16 protein-coding genes are annotated in these 18,519 nt (G+C 61.5%); 7 read left to right on the forward strand and 9 right to left on the reverse strand.

Features of this window, described 5'->3' with window-relative positions; translation table 11 throughout:
- Positions 1-4: 4 nt before the first annotated feature.
- The 9 genes from AC6H0R_RS05720 to rpmH all read right to left on the reverse strand — a co-directional run bounded on the left by AC6H0R_RS05720 (position 5) and on the right by rpmH (position 8,665).
- Positions 5-2,143 carry a sensor histidine kinase gene (locus AC6H0R_RS05720; RefSeq protein WP_497580382.1) on the reverse strand — a complete coding sequence of 713 codons (2,139 nt, stop codon included), beginning with the start codon at positions 2,141-2,143 and terminating at the stop codon, positions 5-7.
- Entirely contained in the window at positions 2,140-2,733 is a 594-nt protein-coding gene (locus tag AC6H0R_RS05725) for a DUF4390 domain-containing protein (RefSeq protein ID WP_497580383.1), read from the reverse strand. The genes AC6H0R_RS05720 and AC6H0R_RS05725 overlap by 4 nt, the downstream gene beginning before the upstream one ends.
- Positions 2,693-3,943, reverse strand: coding sequence for a 16S rRNA (cytosine(967)-C(5))-methyltransferase RsmB (gene rsmB, locus AC6H0R_RS05730; RefSeq protein WP_497580653.1), 1,251 nt, complete (start codon positions 3,941-3,943; stop codon positions 2,693-2,695). Before rsmB ends, AC6H0R_RS05725 begins: the two co-directional genes overlap by 41 nt.
- Before the next feature lie 101 nt (positions 3,944-4,044).
- Complete coding sequence (locus AC6H0R_RS05735; RefSeq protein WP_497580384.1) at positions 4,045-4,815, reverse strand: sulfite exporter TauE/SafE family protein; 771 nt, start codon at positions 4,813-4,815, stop codon at positions 4,045-4,047.
- Positions 4,816-4,845: 30 nt separating this feature from the next.
- Complete coding sequence (gene mnmE / locus AC6H0R_RS05740; protein ID WP_497580385.1) at positions 4,846-6,213, reverse strand: tRNA uridine-5-carboxymethylaminomethyl(34) synthesis GTPase MnmE; 1,368 nt, start codon at positions 6,211-6,213, stop codon at positions 4,846-4,848.
- Between the two features lie 41 nt (positions 6,214-6,254).
- Positions 6,255-7,934 (reverse strand): membrane protein insertase YidC, encoded by a 1,680-nt coding sequence (gene yidC / locus AC6H0R_RS05745; protein WP_497580386.1) that lies wholly within the window; start codon positions 7,932-7,934, stop codon positions 6,255-6,257.
- A 5-nt stretch (positions 7,935-7,939) separates the two neighbouring features.
- Positions 7,940-8,173: a membrane protein insertion efficiency factor YidD gene (yidD, locus tag AC6H0R_RS05750; RefSeq protein WP_497580387.1), complete on the reverse strand. Its 234-nt coding sequence runs from the start codon at positions 8,171-8,173 to the stop codon at positions 7,940-7,942.
- Positions 8,170-8,571, reverse strand: a complete 402-nt coding sequence (gene rnpA, locus AC6H0R_RS05755) for a ribonuclease P protein component (protein WP_497580388.1) — start codon at positions 8,569-8,571, stop codon at positions 8,170-8,172. The genes yidD and rnpA overlap by 4 nt, the downstream gene beginning before the upstream one ends.
- A complete protein-coding gene (rpmH, locus tag AC6H0R_RS05760) occupies positions 8,531-8,665 on the reverse strand; it encodes a 50S ribosomal protein L34 (protein ID WP_002926183.1) in 135 nt (44 codons plus the stop codon). The genes rnpA and rpmH overlap by 41 nt, the downstream gene beginning before the upstream one ends.
- A gap of 287 nt (positions 8,666-8,952) precedes the next feature.
- Here rpmH and dnaA point away from each other — a divergent pair, with 287 nt between their 5' ends.
- The 7 genes from dnaA (at position 8,953) to AC6H0R_RS05795 (ending at position 18,519) form a co-directional block, all read left to right on the forward strand.
- On the forward strand, positions 8,953-10,350 hold the full coding sequence (dnaA, locus tag AC6H0R_RS05765; protein WP_497580389.1) for a chromosomal replication initiator protein DnaA: 1,398 nt from the start codon (positions 8,953-8,955) through the stop codon (positions 10,348-10,350).
- A gap of 69 nt (positions 10,351-10,419) precedes the next feature.
- Positions 10,420-11,526: a DNA polymerase III subunit beta gene (gene dnaN / locus AC6H0R_RS05770; RefSeq protein ID WP_497580390.1), complete on the forward strand. Its 1,107-nt coding sequence runs from the start codon at positions 10,420-10,422 to the stop codon at positions 11,524-11,526.
- A gap of 104 nt (positions 11,527-11,630) precedes the next feature.
- On the forward strand, positions 11,631-14,114 hold the full coding sequence (gene gyrB, locus AC6H0R_RS05775; protein ID WP_497580391.1) for a DNA topoisomerase (ATP-hydrolyzing) subunit B: 2,484 nt from the start codon (positions 11,631-11,633) through the stop codon (positions 14,112-14,114).
- Positions 14,115-14,269: 155 nt separating this feature from the next.
- Positions 14,270-15,724 (forward strand): class I SAM-dependent DNA methyltransferase, encoded by a 1,455-nt coding sequence (locus AC6H0R_RS05780; protein WP_497580392.1) that lies wholly within the window; start codon positions 14,270-14,272, stop codon positions 15,722-15,724.
- On the forward strand, positions 15,721-16,869 hold the full coding sequence (locus AC6H0R_RS05785) for a restriction endonuclease subunit S (protein WP_497580393.1): 1,149 nt from the start codon (positions 15,721-15,723) through the stop codon (positions 16,867-16,869). Before AC6H0R_RS05780 ends, AC6H0R_RS05785 begins: the two co-directional genes overlap by 4 nt.
- A gap of 35 nt (positions 16,870-16,904) precedes the next feature.
- Entirely contained in the window at positions 16,905-18,056 is a 1,152-nt protein-coding gene (locus AC6H0R_RS05790; RefSeq protein WP_497580394.1) for a helix-turn-helix domain-containing protein, read from the forward strand.
- Complete coding sequence (locus AC6H0R_RS05795) at positions 18,043-18,519, forward strand: DUF4411 family protein (protein ID WP_497580395.1); 477 nt, start codon at positions 18,043-18,045, stop codon at positions 18,517-18,519. The genes AC6H0R_RS05790 and AC6H0R_RS05795 overlap by 14 nt, the downstream gene beginning before the upstream one ends.

The following is an 18,519-nucleotide window of genomic DNA, read 5'->3' on the forward strand; positions in this document are numbered from 1 at the left end:
CTCTTTACCACGTTTCTGCGTTGCGTTCCGGAACGGCTTCAGCCGCGAGCGGAAACCGCACGGTGACGACAGCGCCACCCTCCGGTCCGTTCGACAGCTGGACATCGCCGCCATGCTCATCGACGATCTTCTTCATGATCGCCAGCCCCAGCCCCGTCCCCCGGGCCTTGGTGGTGAAATACGGTTCAAATGGCCGCGTCAGCACTTCGGGAGGGAAACCGGGACCGTTGTCGCGCCAGTTCAGTTCGATCATGTCAGAGACCACCCGGGTGGTCAGTGTGACCTGCGCGCTGGCCGAGCCGCTCAACGCGTCTTCAGAATTCTGGAAGAGATTATGAATGATCTGCCGGATCTGCGCCGGATCCCCGCTGGCATGCGGGGTACCGGGCGCGAAATCGCAGCGCACCTTCAGCGGCGAGCTCTCATACAGGCCGAGCACTTCACAGACCAGCGCATGCATGTCCACCGGCACATAGCCCGGACTCTGCGGCCGCGCATAGTCGCGGAAGGCGTTGACCAGATTCTTCATGGCCTCGACCTGATTGACGATGGTCTTGGTAGCGCGCTGCAGGATCGCCTGCCCATCTTCGTCCAGGCGGCTTTCAAGCTTGTAGGCCAGCCGCTCGGCCGAAAGCTGGATCGGGGTAAGCGGGTTCTTGATCTCGTGGGCGAGACGCCGCGCAACTTCACCCCATGCCGCGGTCCTCTGCGCACGCACAAGCTCGGAGATGTCATCAAAGACCACCACCATGCCGCCGCCGCTCGATGCCGGCAGGCGGGCGCCGTGGATGCGCAGCGTTTGCGGTTCATTGCCGTCGCGCACGATCTCGACCTGCTCGTGCCACTCCGCCTGATTGCGCGCAAAGCCGTCAAACAGGGCATCACGGAAACCATGCAGTCTCGGCCAGTGTGACAGCGGAATGTCCTCGAAGCCTTCGAGTGCATCTCCCAGGATATCGACGGCGCCATGGTTGGAGGCGCGCAGGCAGCCGTCCTCTCCAAAGGCCAGCACACCCGCCGAAAGGTTGGCGAGTACGCTTTCCAGATAGACGCGCGCCGTCTCTACCGCGTGCCTGCTCTTGTCGGCCTGTCCTCGCGCCTCTTCAAGCTGACGGGTCATCTGGTTGAAGGACTGGGTCAGCACGCCAAGCTCGTCACGTGCGGGCAAGGCCCGCCTGGGGCTGAAGTCGCCTTGGGCAACGGCGCGCGTGCCTTCGGCAAGAATCAGCAACGGGGCAACCAACCGACGCGTGAGCACAAAGGCGACCGCGATCGCACCCAGCAGCGCCAGAAACAGCGTCAGGGTGAGTGTGAGCAGATAGATCTGGCTCAGGCCGTCCCGACCAATGACGATCTGTTGGTATTCCCGATGCGCTTCCTGCACCGCTTCGACGTTGCGCAACAGCGCATTCGGTACCGGTTCGGTAAGCTGGAGATAGTAGGGCTCACCAAGCATGCTGCGATCCTGGATCGGCACAACGACCCGAATCATCATGCTTTCGTCATTACTTGCCTCGACCTGGGCGTAGCGGCGCAGCTGTCTGGCCTGACGAAGCTGGGCAGAATTGGGGAGGTCCGGCAGAAGACTGCCTACGCCACTGCTGACAGTGGTGATCAGTTGCCCGCCCGGCCCCATCAACGTCAGGGTGGCAACCCCTGAACGCTCACGCAATGCATTGAGCCGGATGGACGACGCTGCAATGTTGCCGTCCAGCTCAAGCGCAACGTCCCGACCCCGTTCCACCACCTGACTGACGAGGTGATCGAGGGCGGTCTGGCCGAGCACAATGCCGCCGTCGAGTGCGCGCTCGACACGCACGTCAAACCACGAGTCGATACTGCGCACGACGAAGAACAGCGACACCGCGTACAGGATCAATCCCGGTATCACCGCCATCAGCGCGAACATCAGCATCAGGCGGTACTTGATGCGGGATCCGAAACTGCGCGCCCGGTACTCGCGCCACAGGCGCACAAGCTGCACCAGCACCACTGACGCGAGGATCGCAGCGGCGACACCGTTGATGGCCAGCAGCTGCGGGAAAAGGCCACCGAGCAGATCGAGGTTGGCGCTCACCGAGGTCAGCAGGAACAAGGAGACCGCGGCCAGAGCAAGCAGCAGGACAATACCGGCGCGCTTCATGGCCGCGGCTCCCCGCTGAACTGCCAACGCACCCAAGGGGTTGCCAGCGTCCATTCACGTCCGCCAGTCGCAGTCACCACGAGCAGCTTGGGCAGCAGTTCAATCTGGTGGCGCATGCGCAGCGAGGCACGGTACTCCGCAGCTTCAGTGATTGCTTCGTAGGGCATGACATACCAGTTGCGGACTCGTGTCATGGTGAGCAGCGCGGCATCCAGGGTGTCGAAAGTTCGATGCAGGCCGCCAAACGACAGCCGGTAGCTGCGAGTGACCGCATGGTAGGCGAGTCGATACTGCAACGTGCTTTCAAGCACGGTGCGGTCAAACCAGTACCAGTGGGGTTGCTCGACTTCCAGCTCTACGCTGAAGTGCAGCGACACGCCGCGCTGCAGCGCATCGACCAGACGGGGGTTGAGGTCGAGCTCGAAATCGGCATTGACGACGTAGCCCTCTTCTGTGGCAATCATCGCCGCCGAGCGTACCTTGGCCTCGGCCAGTGCAACCAGTGGCAGGCAGACGAGCAGAAGCGCAAGCGTCAGGGCACGCAGGTGATCACGCACTCTTCCGGAGCAGCGCGTAGTAAAAGCCGTCATGCTCGGCATCCGGCAGCAGTTGTAAATCCATCCGGCCATGCAGCGGCAGCCTCTCCACATCGGGGTGGCGATCGCAGAAGGCTGCGATCTGCGCGCCATTCTCGTCATCGAACACCGAGCAGGTTGCGTACAGCATTGTGCCACCTCGAGCGAGGCTTGGCCAAAGCGCGTCCAGGATCTGAGCTTGCTGGGCAGCAAATCCGGCAATGTCCTCGTCGCGGCGCAGCCACTTGATGTCGGGATGTCGGCGTACCACTCCGGACGCACTGCACGGCACGTCGGCAAGAATCCGATCGTAGGGCTGGCCGTCCCACCAGCTCGCGAGGTCACGGGCGTCCCCGCACAGACTCTCGGCTTTGAGCTTGAGCCGCTCGAGATTGGCACGCACTCGGCCAAGGCGCCTGCGATCGACATCCAGTGCAGTCAACTGCACATCTGCACGTTCAAGAATATGGGCACTCTTGCCGCCAGGTGCGGAGCAGGCGTCCAGCACCCGCTCACCGGACAAAGCACCCAGCAACTCCGCTGCCCGTTGGGCACCCGCATCCTGAACCGAGACCTTGCCCTCGGCAAAACCTGGCAGTTCGATGACGCCCACCGGGCGGTGCAGACGAAGGCCCTGCTCTCCGAAGGGCACGGCCGAGATTCCTGCAGCCTGCAGCTCTGCAAGATAGGCCTCTCGAACCACCCTCCTGCAGTTCACACGCAGACTCATTGGCGGATGCGTATTGCCGGCCTCCAGCACCGCCTCCCAATCATCCGGCAGGGAAGACTTCAGACGCGCCACCCACCAGTCGGGATGACATGTCCTGGCTACTTCATTCTTCTGAATGGCCTGACCGAACGCGTCTCGCTGACGCAGGTAGTTTCTGAGAACGCCATTAACGACCCCCTTCAGCCCTTGCACGCGGGAAGCCGCGGCTACAACTGCCTGATCGACGATAACGTGCGAGCGTTCAGGCTGCACCTCAAGGCGATGCAGTGCAATCATCAGGATCGCATGGATGTCGTCGGGCAGAGGCTTTGAAAGCAGGCGGTCCAGTATCAGATCCCCGGCCCCGTAGTTTCTCAGTGTTGACCAGGCAAGATCGCGAACGGCCCCTCGCGTTGCCGCCGGCCATTGGGGATGCGCCGCAAGTGTGCTCTCCCAGCTTTCGGTCAGGTTCTTGCCTTGCAGCACGTTTGCGATCAAGGTGGCCGATTGGCACATGGCGTACGCGAGACTGTCGCTCGCCATGGTCGGCGATGTGCCTGTCGAGCGTTTGCGGGATTCGGAGAATGTCTGTTTCACGTGAAACCGTTGATATGAGGTCAGCTACCGATCAGGTCGTACGCCATCTTCGCAATGAGCAGAACAACCACCAGCAGAAAAATGCGACGCACGAAACCAGCTCCGTGCCTGAGTGCCATGCGAGAGCCGATAAGCGCACCGCCAAGATTGCATACCGCCATCACCAGACCGGCCTGCCAAAGCAGCTCAACGCTGCTCATGAAGAAAGATAGCGCTGCAAGATTGGTCGCGACGTTGAGAATCTTGGCGGTCGCTGATGCATGCAGAAAATCAAGCGCGACAAAACGGACCAACAGAAAGATGAAGAAGCTACCAGTACCCGGTCCGAAAAAGCCATCATAGAACCCTACGGCCAGCGCGATCCCGACGGTAACAAGCACATCACGACGCTCAATGGCGGACTTGTTCGCTCCGGTACCGAAGTCCTTGCGGGCAAAGGTGTAAGCGGCCACCAGAATCAACAGCACCAGCACGAGCGGGCGAAGCAGCTCAACCGGCATCCATGCAACGGCACGGGCGCCAAACCACGCACCGATGAGCGCCGCCACCGCGCCAGGTACTGCAAGACGCCATGGAATACTGACGCGACGGGAATACTGAATCGCTGCGCTGGTTGTTCCGACTATGCTAGCGATCTTGTTGGTACCGAAGAGGGTGGCCGGACTGGCAGATGGGAATGCGGTGAACAACGCCGGTATCTGGATCAGACCACCGCCACCCACCACGGCGTCGACAAAGCCCGCCATGAAAGCGGCTATTGCGATCACCACAAGTACGCTTTCAAACTCCACGCCACCACCCATGTTTCACGTGAAACGGCATTACTTGCCGATGCAGAATCTCGAGAAGATCACGCCAAGAAGATCGTCGGGTGTGAACTCACCGGTAATCTCGCCCAGCGAGTCATGTGCGAGACGCAACTCTTCTGCGAACAGCTCAAGCACAGCCATCTGCGCATACGCAGACTCCAGATGCAAAGCAGCACGACGCAAAGCCTCCAGGTGACGCTCACGTGCGATGAACACATCTTCGCCGGACGATTGCCAACCCGCGATCGACAGCATCTCGGATCGAAACAAATCGACGCCTTCCCCGCTTCTGGCAGAAAGCCAGATCGTGGCAACGCCACCGATCAGCTCACGCTGTGCCGAGTGTCCTGAAAGATCAATCTTGTTGATGACACGTATGCGTGGCAAGGAAGGCGGTATGCGTGGATCGCTCTCATCTGTATCGGACGCCTCTTCGCTGTCCGACAGCAGCACCACCACATCCGCATTGGCAATTTCGCGCCAACTGCGCGCCACGCCGATGCGTTCAACCGGATCATCCGTATCGCGCAATCCCGCCGTGTCGATGATATGCAACGGCACACCTTCAATCTGGATCGTCTCGCGCAGTACATCCCTGGTTGTTCCAGCAATATCCGTGACGATGGCCCGTTCATCGCCGGCCAGTGCATTGAGCAAACTGGACTTGCCGACATTGGGCTTTCCGGCCAAGACAACCCTCAGGCCGTCCCGCAGCAATGCCCCCTGCCTTGCAGTGCGCAGCACACCGTCCAGATGAGCAGCAATCGATTCCAGTCGCTCGAAAGCCCGAGCCCGTTCAAGGAAATCGATCTCCTCGTCGGGAAAATCCAGTGTGGCCTCGACGAGCATGCGCAAATCGATCAACTCGTCACGCAAGGCACCGATACGCTGTGAGAACTCACCGCCCAGAGAGCGCACCGCTGAACGCGCGGCCTGTTCCGTTGCGGCCTCGATCAGGTCCGCAACCGCCTCTGCCTGTGCGAGGTCCATGCGACCATTGATGAAGGCCCGTCGCGAGAACTCGCCCGGCTCCGCGAGACGGGCGCCCAACTCGACGCAGCGCGCAAGCAACATGCGCATGACCACCGGACCACCGTGTCCCTGCAACTCGAGTACGTCTTCGCCGGTGAAGGAGTGTGGCGTCGGAAAATACAGCAACAGCCCCTCATCCAGCGCAGCGCCGTCGCTGGCGAGAAAGCGCGTGAAACGAGCGCGGCGTGGCTCGGGAGCCACGCCGCAAAGCATTTGAGCAAATGAAAGAAGATTGCGGCCGGAGAGCCGCACGACACCGATACCGCCACGGCCGGCGGCGGTGGCGATGGCGGCAATCACATCGCCGCCATCGCGGGAAGGTCCGATTACGTCCTGCGTATCCGTCACCATCCCGCTCCGTCAGACGGCGCGCGCAGCGCCGCTCGCCATCAGACCGGCTTGCCGGCCTTCTTCTGGGATTCGATCATGCGCGTGATCTGCCACTGCTGTGCGATGGACAGCACGTTGTTCACGACCCAGTACAGCACCAGCCCCGACGGGAACCACAGGAACATGATGGTGAACACGAACGGCAAAGCCATCATCACCTTGGCCTGGATCGGATCGGGCGGAGCCGGGTTCAAGCGCATCTGGATGAACATCGTCGCGCCCATCAGCACCGGCAGGATGAAGTACGGATCCTGTGCCGAAAGGTCGGTAATCCAGCCCAACCAGGGCGCATGGCGCATCTCAACGCTACCGAGCAGTACCCAGTACAGCGCGATGAAGACCGGGATCTGCACCAGGATCGGCAGGCAGCCGCCCAGCGGATTGATCTTCTCGGTGCGGTACATCTGCATGACTTCCTGCTGCATGCGCGGCTTGTCATGACCATACAGCTCCTTGATCCGCTGCATGCGCGGGGCTAGCACCCGCATCTTTGCCATCGACTTGTAGCTCGTCGCGGACAGCGGGAAGAACACCGCCTTGATCAGAACCGTAACCAGAATGATCGCCCAACCCCAGTTTCCGGTCAGGTCATGCAGCCACGACAACACCCAGAACAGCGGCGCGGCGATGACCGTCAGCCAACCGTAGTCGACCACCAGACCCAGACCATTGGCAATGCCGTCGAGCTGGTCCTGTTCCTGCGGACCGGCATACAGACGGGTACCGACCGTCGCAGTCTGTTCCGGCGCAATCGCGGCGACCGGCATGATCACGCCTGCCGTGTACTGGTCCGGGCCGATCTTGCGCATGTAGTTCTCACGCTGCACACCTGCTTCCGGCAACCAGGCCGCCACGAAGTAGTGCTGCACCATGGCCAGCCAGCCGTCGCTGGCACGCGGCACGAACTTGGCCTTGCCCTCGTCGATCTCTTCGAACTGGACCTTCTGGAACTTTGCTTCTTCGGTGTATACCGCCGGGCCGGTAAAGGTATTTACGCCGAACACCTCGACCGCCTCAGCCTCACGGCCGTCGCGTGCAAACTGGAAGTACGCATGCGCGGACACGGCGCGATCACTGCGGTTGGCCAGCTCGTACTCCATATTGATGACGTAGCTGCCGCGCTCGAAGGTCAGCACCTTGGTGACTTCGACGCCCTGCGTTCCAAGTGCCTTGAGCCGCACGACCAGACGATCCTGACCGGCCTCGAGAATCTGGTCAGCATCAGGCAAGGCATACACGGTGCGGTGATTGGGCAGTCCATCGCCAATCAGCCCGCCCTGCGCGGAGTAGGTATGACGCATGCCATCGTCGAACAGCACGAAGTTGCGCGACTTGTCCTCACCCGAAGCGGCATGGCGCTTGAGCTCCATGCGCACGATCTGCCCACCTTGGGCGGAGATCTCGGCCTTGACCATGTCGGTTTCGACCGTGATGCGACGCTGGGAGGCCGAAGCCGGCGCTGCGGTCGCCTCGGGCACGGCGGCAGGGTCTACCCCCTGCGCCAAATCGGCGGTCGGCGTAGGAATCGCACCGTCGTCTGACGCGGCTGGAGTGCCCACTGCCGTCTGCTGGGCAACGGGAGCCGGCGCATTGCGACGCTGATCCGACGTCCATGCGTCCCACAGCATGACCAGGGCAAAGGAGAGAACGAGAAAGGCTATTAGGCGGCGCTGATCCATCGGATTTAGTCTTGGCTGTGCGAAGGTTTGGAGACGGGATCATACCCGCCCGAATGGAAGGGGTGGCATCGACCGAGCCTGCGCACGGTCATCCACGTGCCGCGCAAGGCGCCATGAGTCTCGATGGCTTCGCGGGCATATTCGGAACAGGTCGGGTAAAAACGGCAATTGCTCCCGAGCAGCGGGCTGATGCAGTAACGGTACGCAGCAATGAGGCCGATCAAAAACCGGGTCATCATCTTGGCAGGCGTTCCAGCAAACGGACCACATCTTCGTTGATCATGCTGCGCGTTGCCTCACCCACCGGGGCCGAGAGCCGCATCACGATATCGACTGCAGGCAACATTTCCCGCCGCTTGCGGAACTGCTCGCGCACGATACGTTTGACGAGGTTGCGCACGTTGGCACGCTTCGCCAGACGTTTCGCCACGACAACGCCGAGGCGTGCATGCGGCAGATCACTGGGTCGGTAGTGCAGCATCAGGTAGCGCCCCTTGAGCGCCCGCCGAAAAGCAAAAACGGATGAATACTCATCCGTTTTTCGCAATCTGCAGACGCCGGGAAAACCCTGTCCGGCGTCTGGTGTGTCGATCACCTCAGACGGCGAGACGGTGACGACCCTTGGCGCGGCGGGCACGGATCACCGCGCGGCCACCACGGGTCTTCATGCGGACCAGAAAGCCATGGGTGCGCTTGCGACGGACGACGGAAGGCTGGTAAGTGCGTTTCATTTTGGTTCTGCCGGGTTTGGGTCAAACGCGGTATTTGATGCGATAGGACCATGTTTGTCAAGCACATTTTTTGGCCCATGCTGTGGATAAGTCGGGCGCTGCGGGGGTAGAATCCGGGGGTCGTACCCTGTTGCCGCGCCGGCCCTCATGCGATTGTCTTGCCGGCCTCATCACAGCAGGGTTTTTCCAGCATGCCTGGCGTGTAGTGGCAAATCCGATGGCAGGCCTCGCGGCCCCGCCATCCGCCCGCGCTTTGCATGGAACCGCGAGCCCAAGCCGACGAATCCGTGACCCAAGATTTCTGGTCCTTCTGCCTGTCCCGACTCGAGAGCGAGCTGCCGCCGCAGCAGTTCAGCACGTGGATCAAGGCGCTCAAGGCAGACGGCGACCATACCACCGACACGCCCTCCCTGCGCCTGTTCGCACCCAACCGCTTCGTGCTGCAATGGGTTCGTGAGCGCTACCTGCGCCGTATCGGGGAGCTTGGTGAAGAGTTCCACGGCGCGCCGATCGATCTGCAACTGGTCCTTCCGAACGTCACCAACGGCGCCACCGCGCCTGCGGCCGCGACGAATGCTCCTGCGCCGGTCTCCGCACCGGAACCCGTTTCCGCCAGCCCGGCCGCCGAAGCCCCGCGCCGTCGTGTAGCCGAGTCGGGCTACGACAAGACGCGCCTGAACGGCGACTTCAGTTTCGACAACCTCGTCACCGGCCGCGCCAACGATCTGGCCCGCGCTGCTGCCATGCAGGTCGCCGAGAACCCGGGCACCGGCTACAACCCGTTGTTCATCTACGGCGGCGTCGGCCTCGGCAAGACCCACCTCGTGCACGCCATTGGCAACTCGGTGTATCGCAACAATCCGTCGGCGGTGATCCGATACGTTCACGCCGAGGATTACTACGCTGACGTGGTGCGCGCCTATCAACAACAGAGCTTCGAGCAGTTCAAGCTGTATTACCGCTCGCTCGACCTGCTGATCATCGACGACATCCAGTTCTTCAACCGCAAGACGCGCACGCAGGAAGAATTCTTCCATGCCTTCAACGCGCTGACCGAGGCCAAGAAGCAGATCGTCATCACCTGCGACACCTACCCCAAGGATATCCAGGGGCTGGAAGATCGCCTGATTTCCCGCTTTGACTGGGGCCTGACGGTGCAGATCGAGCCGCCGGAGCTGGAAATGCGCGTCGCCATTCTCAAGAAGAAGGCCGAAGCCCTGCGCGCACAGATCTGCGACGATGTGGCCTTCCTGATCGCCAAGAACCTGCGCTCCAACGTGCGCGAGCTCGAAGGCGCGCTTAACAAGGTTGTCGCCTACGCCAACTTCCAGAACCAGCCGATCACGCTGGAGCTGGCAAAGGCTGCGCTCAAAGACCTGCTCAACGCCCACAACCGCCAGCTCACGATCGAGCACATCCAGAAGACGGTTTCCGACTTCTACAAGATCAAGGTCGCCGACATGCACTCGCGCAAACGCACCCGCGTCATCGCGCGACCGCGCCAGGTGGCCATGTGGCTGGCCAAGGAACTCACTCCGATGTCGCTGCCGGCCATCGGCGAAGCCTTCGGCGGGCGCGATCACACTACGGTGTTACATGCCTGTCGTACGATCACCGAGTTGCGCCTCGGCGACCCTCAGTTGAATCACGACGTACACGTTCTGACCCAGGTTCTTCGGGGATGAGCGCCAAACCAGCCCGCGCCCGGCAAAATGCCGGACAGACCAACAATCAAGACGGACGAATCTGACGCCATGCATTTGCTCACCACTACCCGTGACGCGCTACTCGCCCCGCTCCAGTCGGTGTCGAACATTGTCGAGAAGCGCCACACCCTGCCCATCCTGTCGAACGTGCTGATCGAGAAGCGCGGTGAGCAGCTGACCATGCTGGCCACCGACATCGAGATCCAGATCCGCACCACCACTGCCGGGGATCTGGGCGGTGAAGACGCCAACCTCACGGTTTCGGCGCGCAAGCTGCAGGACATCCTGCGCGCACTGCCCGACGGCTCCGACGTCAATCTCACGCTCGACGACAAGCGCCTGACCGTGAAGGCCGGCAAGAGCCGCTTCGCGCTGCAGACCCTGCCGGCCGCCGACTACCCGCGCATGAACCCGCCTGAAGAGGGCGGTGCGCGCTTCTCCGTGTCGCAGAAAGCCTTCAAGCGTCAGCTCGCGCAGGTCGCCTACTCGATGGCGCAGCAGGACATCCGCTACTATCTCAACGGTCTGCTGCTGATCGTCGACGGCAACGAGCTGCGCATGGTCGCTACCGACGGCCACCGCCTGGCCTTTGCCGCCAGCCCCATCGAATCGTCGATCGAGCGCACCGAGGTCATCCTGCCGCGCAAGACCGTCACCGAACTGGCGCGCCAGCTTGCCGACACCGACGACCTGCTTGAAGTCGTCCTCGCCGGCAATCAGGCGCAGTTTCGCTTCGGCCCGACCGAGCTGGTGTCCAAGCTGATCGACGGCAAGTTCCCCGACTACGAGCGCGTGATCCCGCAGAATCACCCCAAACTGGTGATCTTCGAGCGCGCTCCGCTGCTGGCCGCACTGCAACGCGTCGCCATTCTCACCAACGAGAAGTTCCGCGGCGTACGCCTCGTGATCGATGATGGCGTGCTGCGCATCAGCAGCTCCAACACCGAGCAGGAAGAAGCCGTTGAAGAGATCGAGATCGACTTCCACGGCGAAGGCGCCGACATCGGCTTCAACGTCAGCTACCTGCTCGACGTGCTCGGCAATGTTTCGCACGACACCATCGAGTGGCGTTTCAACGACGGCAACTCGTCGGCCTTGCTCACCCTTCCCGGTGACGACAGCTTCAAGTACGTCGTGATGCCGATGCGGATCTGAACTCCGCCACCGCGCCGGAACGCACCGGCGCTCACGCGGTGGCCAACCGGCCGCCACGAGGATGTACCCGGCCCGCACACGCGGGCCGCAGAACAGAGAAGAACATGTCCGAATTCCAGAATCGCCCGATCAACGAAGACTACGACGAATCCAGCATCCAGCAGCTCGAAGGGCTGGAGGCAGTGCGCAAGCGCCCCGGCATGTATATCGGCGACACCTCCGATGGCACGGGCCTGCACCACATGGTGTTCGAGGTAGTCGACAACGCCATCGACGAAGCGCTGGCCGGACATTGCGACGACATCACCGTCACCATCCACGCCGACAACTCCATCTCCGTCACCGACAACGGCCGCGGTATCCCGGTCGGCGTCAAGATGGACGACAAGCACGAACCCAAGCGCTCGGCGGCCGAGATCGTCATGTGCGTGTTGCACGCCGGCGGCAAGTTCAACCAGAACAGCTACAAGGTTTCGGGCGGCCTGCACGGCGTCGGCGTGTCCTGCGTCAACGCCCTGTCCAAGTGGCTGCGCCTGTCCATCCGCCGCGACGGCAAGAAGCACCTGATCGAATTCCACCGCGGCGTGCCGCAGGATCGCGTCATCGAGGTCGTCAACGGCATCGAAACCAGCCCGATGCGCGTGGTCGGTGAAACCACCAAGCGCGGCACCGAAGTGCACTTCCTCGCCGACGAAGAGATCTTCGGCGACATCGAATTCCACTACGACATCCTCGCCAAGCGCCTGCGCGAACTGTCCTTCCTCAACAACGGCGTGGCCATCCGCCTGATCGATCAGCGCCACAACAAGGAAGAGAACTTCGCCTTCGCCGGCGGTGTGAAAGGCTTTGTCGAGTACATCAACCGCAGCAAGAGCACCCTGCATCCGTCCATCTTCTACGCCGAAGGCTCGACGCGCATCCCGACCCCCACGGGCGATGCCGAACTCACCGTTGAAGTCGCCATGCAGTGGAACGACTCCTACGCCGAGCAGGTGCTGTGCTTCACCAACAACATCCCGCAGGCGGATGGCGGCACCCACCTCACCGGCCTGCGCGCGGCGATGACGCGCATCATGAACAAGTACATCGAAGAGAACGAAATCGCCAAGAAGGCCAAGGTCGACATCACCGGCGACGACATGCGCGAAGGCCTGGCCTGCGTGCTGTCGGTCAAGATGCCCGACCCCAAGTTCGCCAGCCAGACCAAGATGAAGCTCGTCTCCTCCGAAGCCCGCCCGGCGGTGGAAGAAGTGGTCGCCAGCAAGCTCGCCGAGTTCCTGCTCGAGAACCCGCACGACGCGCGCACCATCTGCGGCAAGATCGTCGAGGCCGCTCGCGCCCGTGACGCCGCCCGCAAGGCGCGCGAAATGACCCGCCGCAAAGGCCTGCTCGACGGTGTCGGCCTGCCCGGCAAACTGGCCGACTGCCAGGAAAAAGACCCGGCCATGTCCGAGATCTACCTGGTCGAGGGTGACTCCGCCGGCGGCTCCGCCAAGCAGGGCCGCGACCGCAAGTTCCAGGCCATCCTGCCGCTCAAGGGCAAGATCCTCAACGTCGAGAAGGCCCGCTTCGACAAGCTGCTGCAAAGCCAGGAAATCGCCACGCTGATCACCGCGCTCGGCACCGGCATCGGCAAGGACGACTACAAGCCCGAGAAGCTGCGCTACCACCGCATCATCATCATGACCGACGCGGACGTCGACGGCGCCCACATCCGCACCCTGCTGCTGACCTTCTTCTACCGTCAGATGCCGGAGCTGGTCGAGCGCGGCCACATCTACATCGCCCAGCCGCCGCTGTACAAGATCAAGCACGGCAAGGCCGAGCACTACATCAAGGACGACAACGAGCTCAACCAGCACCTGCTGCGTCTGGCGCTCGACAACGCCGCCCTGCTCCCGCGCACCGGCGCCGACCCCATCGCCGACGAAGCGCTGGCCGGGCTGGCCCGCAGCTTCCTGCTCGCCGAAGCCGTCATCAACCGCCTGGCCGCCTACATCGACCCGGCCGTGCTGCACGCCATGCTTGCGCGCAACGTCGCAGTCAGCCTCGAGAACGAGGAGGCCGCCCGCGCCTCGGCCGCCGCCATCCAGCCGCACGTCTCGGACGACATCCGCATCCTCGCCGAATATGACGAAGAGTCCGAGAACTGGCGCCTGGCCATCGAGCGCATGTACCACGGCAACCGCCGCATCACCTCCATCGAGGAGAGCTTCCTCCTGTCGGGTGACTACCGCAGCATCCGCACAGCCGCCGAATCCATCGCCGACCTGATCGGCACCGGCGCCGAAATCCGCCGCGGCGAAAAGAGCCAGCCGGTCACCCGCTTCGCCGACGCCATCCGCTGGCTGCTGGGCGAGGTCGAACGCAACCTCACCAAGCAGCGCTACAAGGGCCTGGGCGAGATGAACCCCGAGCAGCTGTGGGAAACCACCATGGACCCCGAAGTGCGCCGTCTGCTGCGCGTGCAGATCGACGACGTCATCGCCGCCGACGAGATCTTCACCACGCTCATGGGCGACAACGTCGAACCGCGCCGTGCCTTCATCGAGAGCAATGCGGTGTACGCGCAGAACATCGACGTATAAGCACCACACTTCGCGCAGTCCAAAAACAAAACGCCCGGCTTGTCCGGGCGTTTTGCTTGGCTCGCTTATGCAAACAACGTCAATGCAGTGTCTGCCGTTAAACTCCAGCCACAGATTCCGCCTCACTCACGCCTAAATCGCACTGCGACCCACCCATGTTCGAACAAGCCTTCCGCAACATCGACGACGCGCTCTGGAAAGAGAGCGGCTGCACCACCGAGCTCGACTACACCGAGCAGACCTCGTGGCTGCTGTTCCTCAAGTACCTCGACGGGCTGGAGCAGGACAAGGCCGCCGAAGCCATGCTCGAAGGCCGCAGCTACCGCAACATCCTCGACCCCGAATACCGCTGGGAGACCTGGGCCGCACCCAAGGATGAACACGGCAAGCTAGACCACAACCTCGCCATGACCGGCGACGACCTCGTGGACTTCGTCGACCGCAAGCTCTTCCCCTATCTGCAGGGTTTCAAGCAGCGCGCCAGCGGGCCCGACACCATCGAATACAAGATCGGAGAGATCTTCGGCGAGATCAAGAACAAGATCCGCAGCGGCTATACCCTGCGCGACATCATCGACCACATGGACGAACTGCGCTTCCGCTCGCAGAGCGAAAAGCACGAGCTGTCCATGCTCTACGAAGAAAAGATCAAGCGCATGGGCAACGCCGGGCGCAACGGCGGCGAGTACTACACCCCGCGGCCGCTCATCCGCGCCATGATCCGCGTGCTCGACCCCAAGATCGGCGAGCGCATCTACGATGGCGCCTGCGGCTCGGCCGGCTTTTTGTGCGAGGCCTACGACTACCTCTCCACCCGCCCGCGCCTCACCACCTCCGACCTCAAGACCCTGCAGACGCGCACCTTCTACGGCAAGGAGAAAAAGAGCCTCGCCTACGTCATCGCCATCATGAACATGATCCTGCATGGCATCGAGGCGCCCAACATCGCCCACACCAACACCCTGTCGGAAAACCTCGCGGACGTGCAGGAGAAGGACCGCTTCGACATCATCCTCGCCAACCCGCCCTTCGGCGGCAAGGAGCGCGCCGAGGTCCAGCAGAACTTCCCCATCCGTACCGGCGAGACGGCCTTTCTGTTCCTGCAGCACTTCATCAAGCTGCTCAAGGCCGGCGGCCGCGCCGCCATCGTCATCAAGAACACCTTCCTCAGCAACCCCGACAACGCCTCCGTCTCGCTGCGCAAGCTGCTGCTCGAATCCTGCAAGCTCCACACCATCCTCGACTGCCCCGGCGGCACCTTCCAGGGCGCCGGCGTCAAGACCGTGGTGCTGTTCTTCGAGAAAGGCACCCCCACCCGCAAGCTCTGGTACTACCAGCTCAACCCCGGCCGCAACCTCGGCAAGACCAACCCGCTCAACGACGCCGACCTCACCGAGTTCCTCGAACTGCAAAAGACCTTCGCCGACTCGCCCAAGAGCTGGTCGGTGGACATCGCGGATGTGGATACCGTCTGCTACGACCTGTCGGTGCGCAACGCAAAAAACGCCGAGGCGGTGGCGCATCGCAGCCCGCAAGACATCCTTGATGAGATTGCGGCGGTGGATGCGGAGAGTGCCGAGGTGCTGGGCAAGATCAGGGCGATGCTATGAAAGCGGGCTGGCAATCGAAGCCTTTTGAGGGGTGTATCGAGAAGGTGACATACACCCAAAAAATTCCTCGCCAAGACTTTCTTGAGAATGGTGCCTTCCCTATCGTCTCGCAAGAAGCAGAGTTTATAAATGGCTACTGGAATAGCGAGGATGATCTGTTCAAGGTCAGCACACCCTTGGTCATTTTCGGAGATCACACAAAGGTTTTGAAGTACGTCGACTTCGACTTTGTTCTGGGCGCCGACGGCGTAAAAATTCTTCAGCCTTTAGACTTCCTGCTTCCTAAGTTTTTTTACTATCAACTGCAGACTGTGCGTCTGGATTCGCTGGGTTACGCGCGTCATTACAAGCTGTTGAAAGAGCTTCAGATCGTCTATCCCGAGAAACCTGAACAACAACGCATCGTCTCCATCCTCGACGAGGTCTTTGCCGGCATCGCCACCGCCCGCGCCGCCGCCGAGCAAAACCGCCAAAACGCCCGCGCCCTCTTCGAAAGCCACCTCCAGTCCGTCTTCAGCCAGCGAGGTGAGGGGTGGGTGGAGAATCGATTACAAGCAATTACCACCAAGATTGGCAGCGGGGCTACGCCACGCGGGGGGGAGGCGTCTTACAAGAGCGAAGGTGTTTCGCTCATCCGCAGCCTCAACGTTCATGACCTTGGGTTCAAGTATGCAAAGCTGGCATTTTTAGATGAAGCTCAAGCAAGCGACTTGGCGAATGTCGAGATTAAGTCGCGAGATGTGCTGTTGAACATTACAGGTGCGTCAGTTGCTCGCTGTTGCCTCGCACCAGACAATGTTCTACCCGCCCGAGTGAATCAACACGTTTCGATTATTCGCCCACAGGCTGATGTGCTGACCCCGGAGTTCCTGCACTACCTGCTCATCTCAAAACCCTACAAAGACAAGCTACTTGAGACTGGCGAAGAGGGAGGCGCAACACGACAGGCCATTACAAAAGCACAGATTCAGGACTTCGCGGTCGCTTATCCTCCAAGCACTGAAAAACAAGAGGCAATCGTTTCCATGCTCGACGAGTTCCTTGCAGAAACCCAACGCCTCGAAGCACTCTACCTGCGCAAGCTCGAAGCACTGGACGAGCTGAAGCCATCCCTGCTGCATCAGGCTTTCAGCGGCGCGCTGTAGGGCAGCTCGACGGAATCGCCCATATAATCCAAAGCATGGAACGCATCCAGTCGATCAACGCCGAACGCATCGAATGGTGTTGTGCCGATCATGGCATGACGCCGGATGCGCTTGCGCGCGAGGTTGACATCGCCCCGGCCAGTCTCGCTAAGGCCCTGACCGGCGAAAGCGGGCTGACTTTCAACCAATTGCGCAAGATCGCCGCCTTCTTCGGGCGTGGCACGCTGTTCTTCCTCGAACCGGGACCGGTGAACGAGGAGAAGGTGCATACCCCGCAGTTCCGCACGCTGGCCAACCAGAAGCCGGAGCTGTCGCCCCGCCTGAAACTGTTCATCGAACGCGTCGAGCGCCAACGCGCCATCTACCTTGCCCTGCGTGAAGAACTCGACGCCGAGGACATCGTTCGATTCGCGCCGCCAGCCCTTGACGGCCTGAGCATCCCGGAAGCCGCCAAACGCACCCGCGAATGGCTCGGGCTGGGCGAGCGCAACAGCTTCGAGAGCTATCGCCGCGCGGTCGAGGCCAAGGGCGTGCTGGTTTTCCAGAGCAACGGCTACGCCGGCAAATGGCAGATCGCCAAGGAAAGCCCGATCAGCGGCTTCGCGCTGTACGACGCCGAATGCCCGGTGATCGTGGTGAAGAAACAGGACGTCGACCGCCGCCAGAGCTTCACGCTGATGCACGAACTCGGCCATGTGTTGCTGCACCAGACCAGCTGGATCGACGACGAGAGCGACCTGTATTCGCACGAAGGCAAGGAGCGCGAAGCCAATGCCTTTGCCGGCCATGTGCTGGTGCCGGACGCCTTTCTGCACAGCATCCGCGATGACCAACGCCCGGACGACGTGACTGAATTCAATGACTGGTTGCAGCCACAGCGCCAAAAATGGGGCGTGAGCACCGAAGTGATCCTGCGACGGCTGATGGACGCCGGACGCCTCTCGCGCGCCGAATACGGCGAATATCGTGAATGGTGGAAGAAGCAGGGTGCACCGGTTGCCGAGAGCGGGGGCAGCCGGGAATACCGCAACCGCGAACCGAAACACATCTTCGGCGATGGCTACGTACGCACCGTGCTCGACGCCCTGAACACACGCCGAATCACCCTGGCCAAAGCCAGCACCTACCTCGACAACCTGAAGATCAGCGACCTGCACAAGCTGGAAAGGCACTATGCAGGCGTTTGATGCCTCCTCCATGATCCACGCGTGGGATAACTACCCCATCGGGCAGTTTCCGCCTTTATGGGCATGGATGGCGCAGCGTGTACAGGCCGGTCTTGTTCAGCTCTCTGATGTCGCTCTCGAAGAAGTCGGCCACAAAGTGCCCGAATGCGTGGCGTGGCTCAAAGACAACCAAGTTCAGGTCATCCCGGTAAGCGAAGCCATCCTGCAAGAAGCTCTGCGCATAAAAGGTCTGCTGGGCATTGAGGAAGATCGCTACGGCAGCGGGGTAGATGAGAACGATCTGATCATCATCGCTTCGGCAAAATTGCGGGATATCGAGCTCGTCACCAACGAGGCCGTTCAAAACCTGCCCGCACAGAAGCGCAAGTACAAGATTCCCGCTGTTTGCGACATGGCAACCGTGAAGGTTCCCCATATCGACTTCCTCGGCTACCTCAAACGCACCGAAGAAGTGTTCCGCTGA

The sequence above is a fragment of the Pseudazoarcus sp. NS36 genome (assembly GCF_059703705.1).

Coding starts and splice junctions, on each gene's coding strand:
- AC6H0R_RS05720 (WP_497580382.1), bottom strand. CDS start 2,143: ATGAAGCGCGCCGGTATTGTCCTGCTGCTTGCTCTGGCCGCGGTCTCC.
- dnaN (WP_497580390.1), top strand. CDS start 10,420: ATGCATTTGCTCACCACTACCCGTGACGCGCTACTCGCCCCGCTCCAG.
- AC6H0R_RS05785 (WP_497580393.1), top strand. CDS start 15,721: ATGAAAGCGGGCTGGCAATCGAAGCCTTTTGAGGGGTGTATCGAGAAG.
- rsmB (WP_497580653.1), bottom strand. CDS start 3,943: ATGTGCCAATCGGCCACCTTGATCGCAAACGTGCTGCAAGGCAAGAAC.
- AC6H0R_RS05790 (WP_497580394.1), top strand. CDS start 16,905: ATGGAACGCATCCAGTCGATCAACGCCGAACGCATCGAATGGTGTTGT.
- gyrB (WP_497580391.1), top strand. CDS start 11,631: ATGTCCGAATTCCAGAATCGCCCGATCAACGAAGACTACGACGAATCC.
- AC6H0R_RS05780 (WP_497580392.1), top strand. CDS start 14,270: ATGTTCGAACAAGCCTTCCGCAACATCGACGACGCGCTCTGGAAAGAG.
- AC6H0R_RS05795 (WP_497580395.1), top strand. CDS start 18,043: ATGCAGGCGTTTGATGCCTCCTCCATGATCCACGCGTGGGATAACTAC.
- rpmH (WP_002926183.1), bottom strand. CDS start 8,665: ATGAAACGCACTTACCAGCCTTCCGTCGTCCGTCGCAAGCGCACCCAT.
- AC6H0R_RS05725 (WP_497580383.1), bottom strand. CDS start 2,733: ATGACGGCTTTTACTACGCGCTGCTCCGGAAGAGTGCGTGATCACCTG.
- yidD (WP_497580387.1), bottom strand. CDS start 8,173: ATGATGACCCGGTTTTTGATCGGCCTCATTGCTGCGTACCGTTACTGC.
- yidC (WP_497580386.1), bottom strand. CDS start 7,934: ATGGATCAGCGCCGCCTAATAGCCTTTCTCGTTCTCTCCTTTGCCCTG.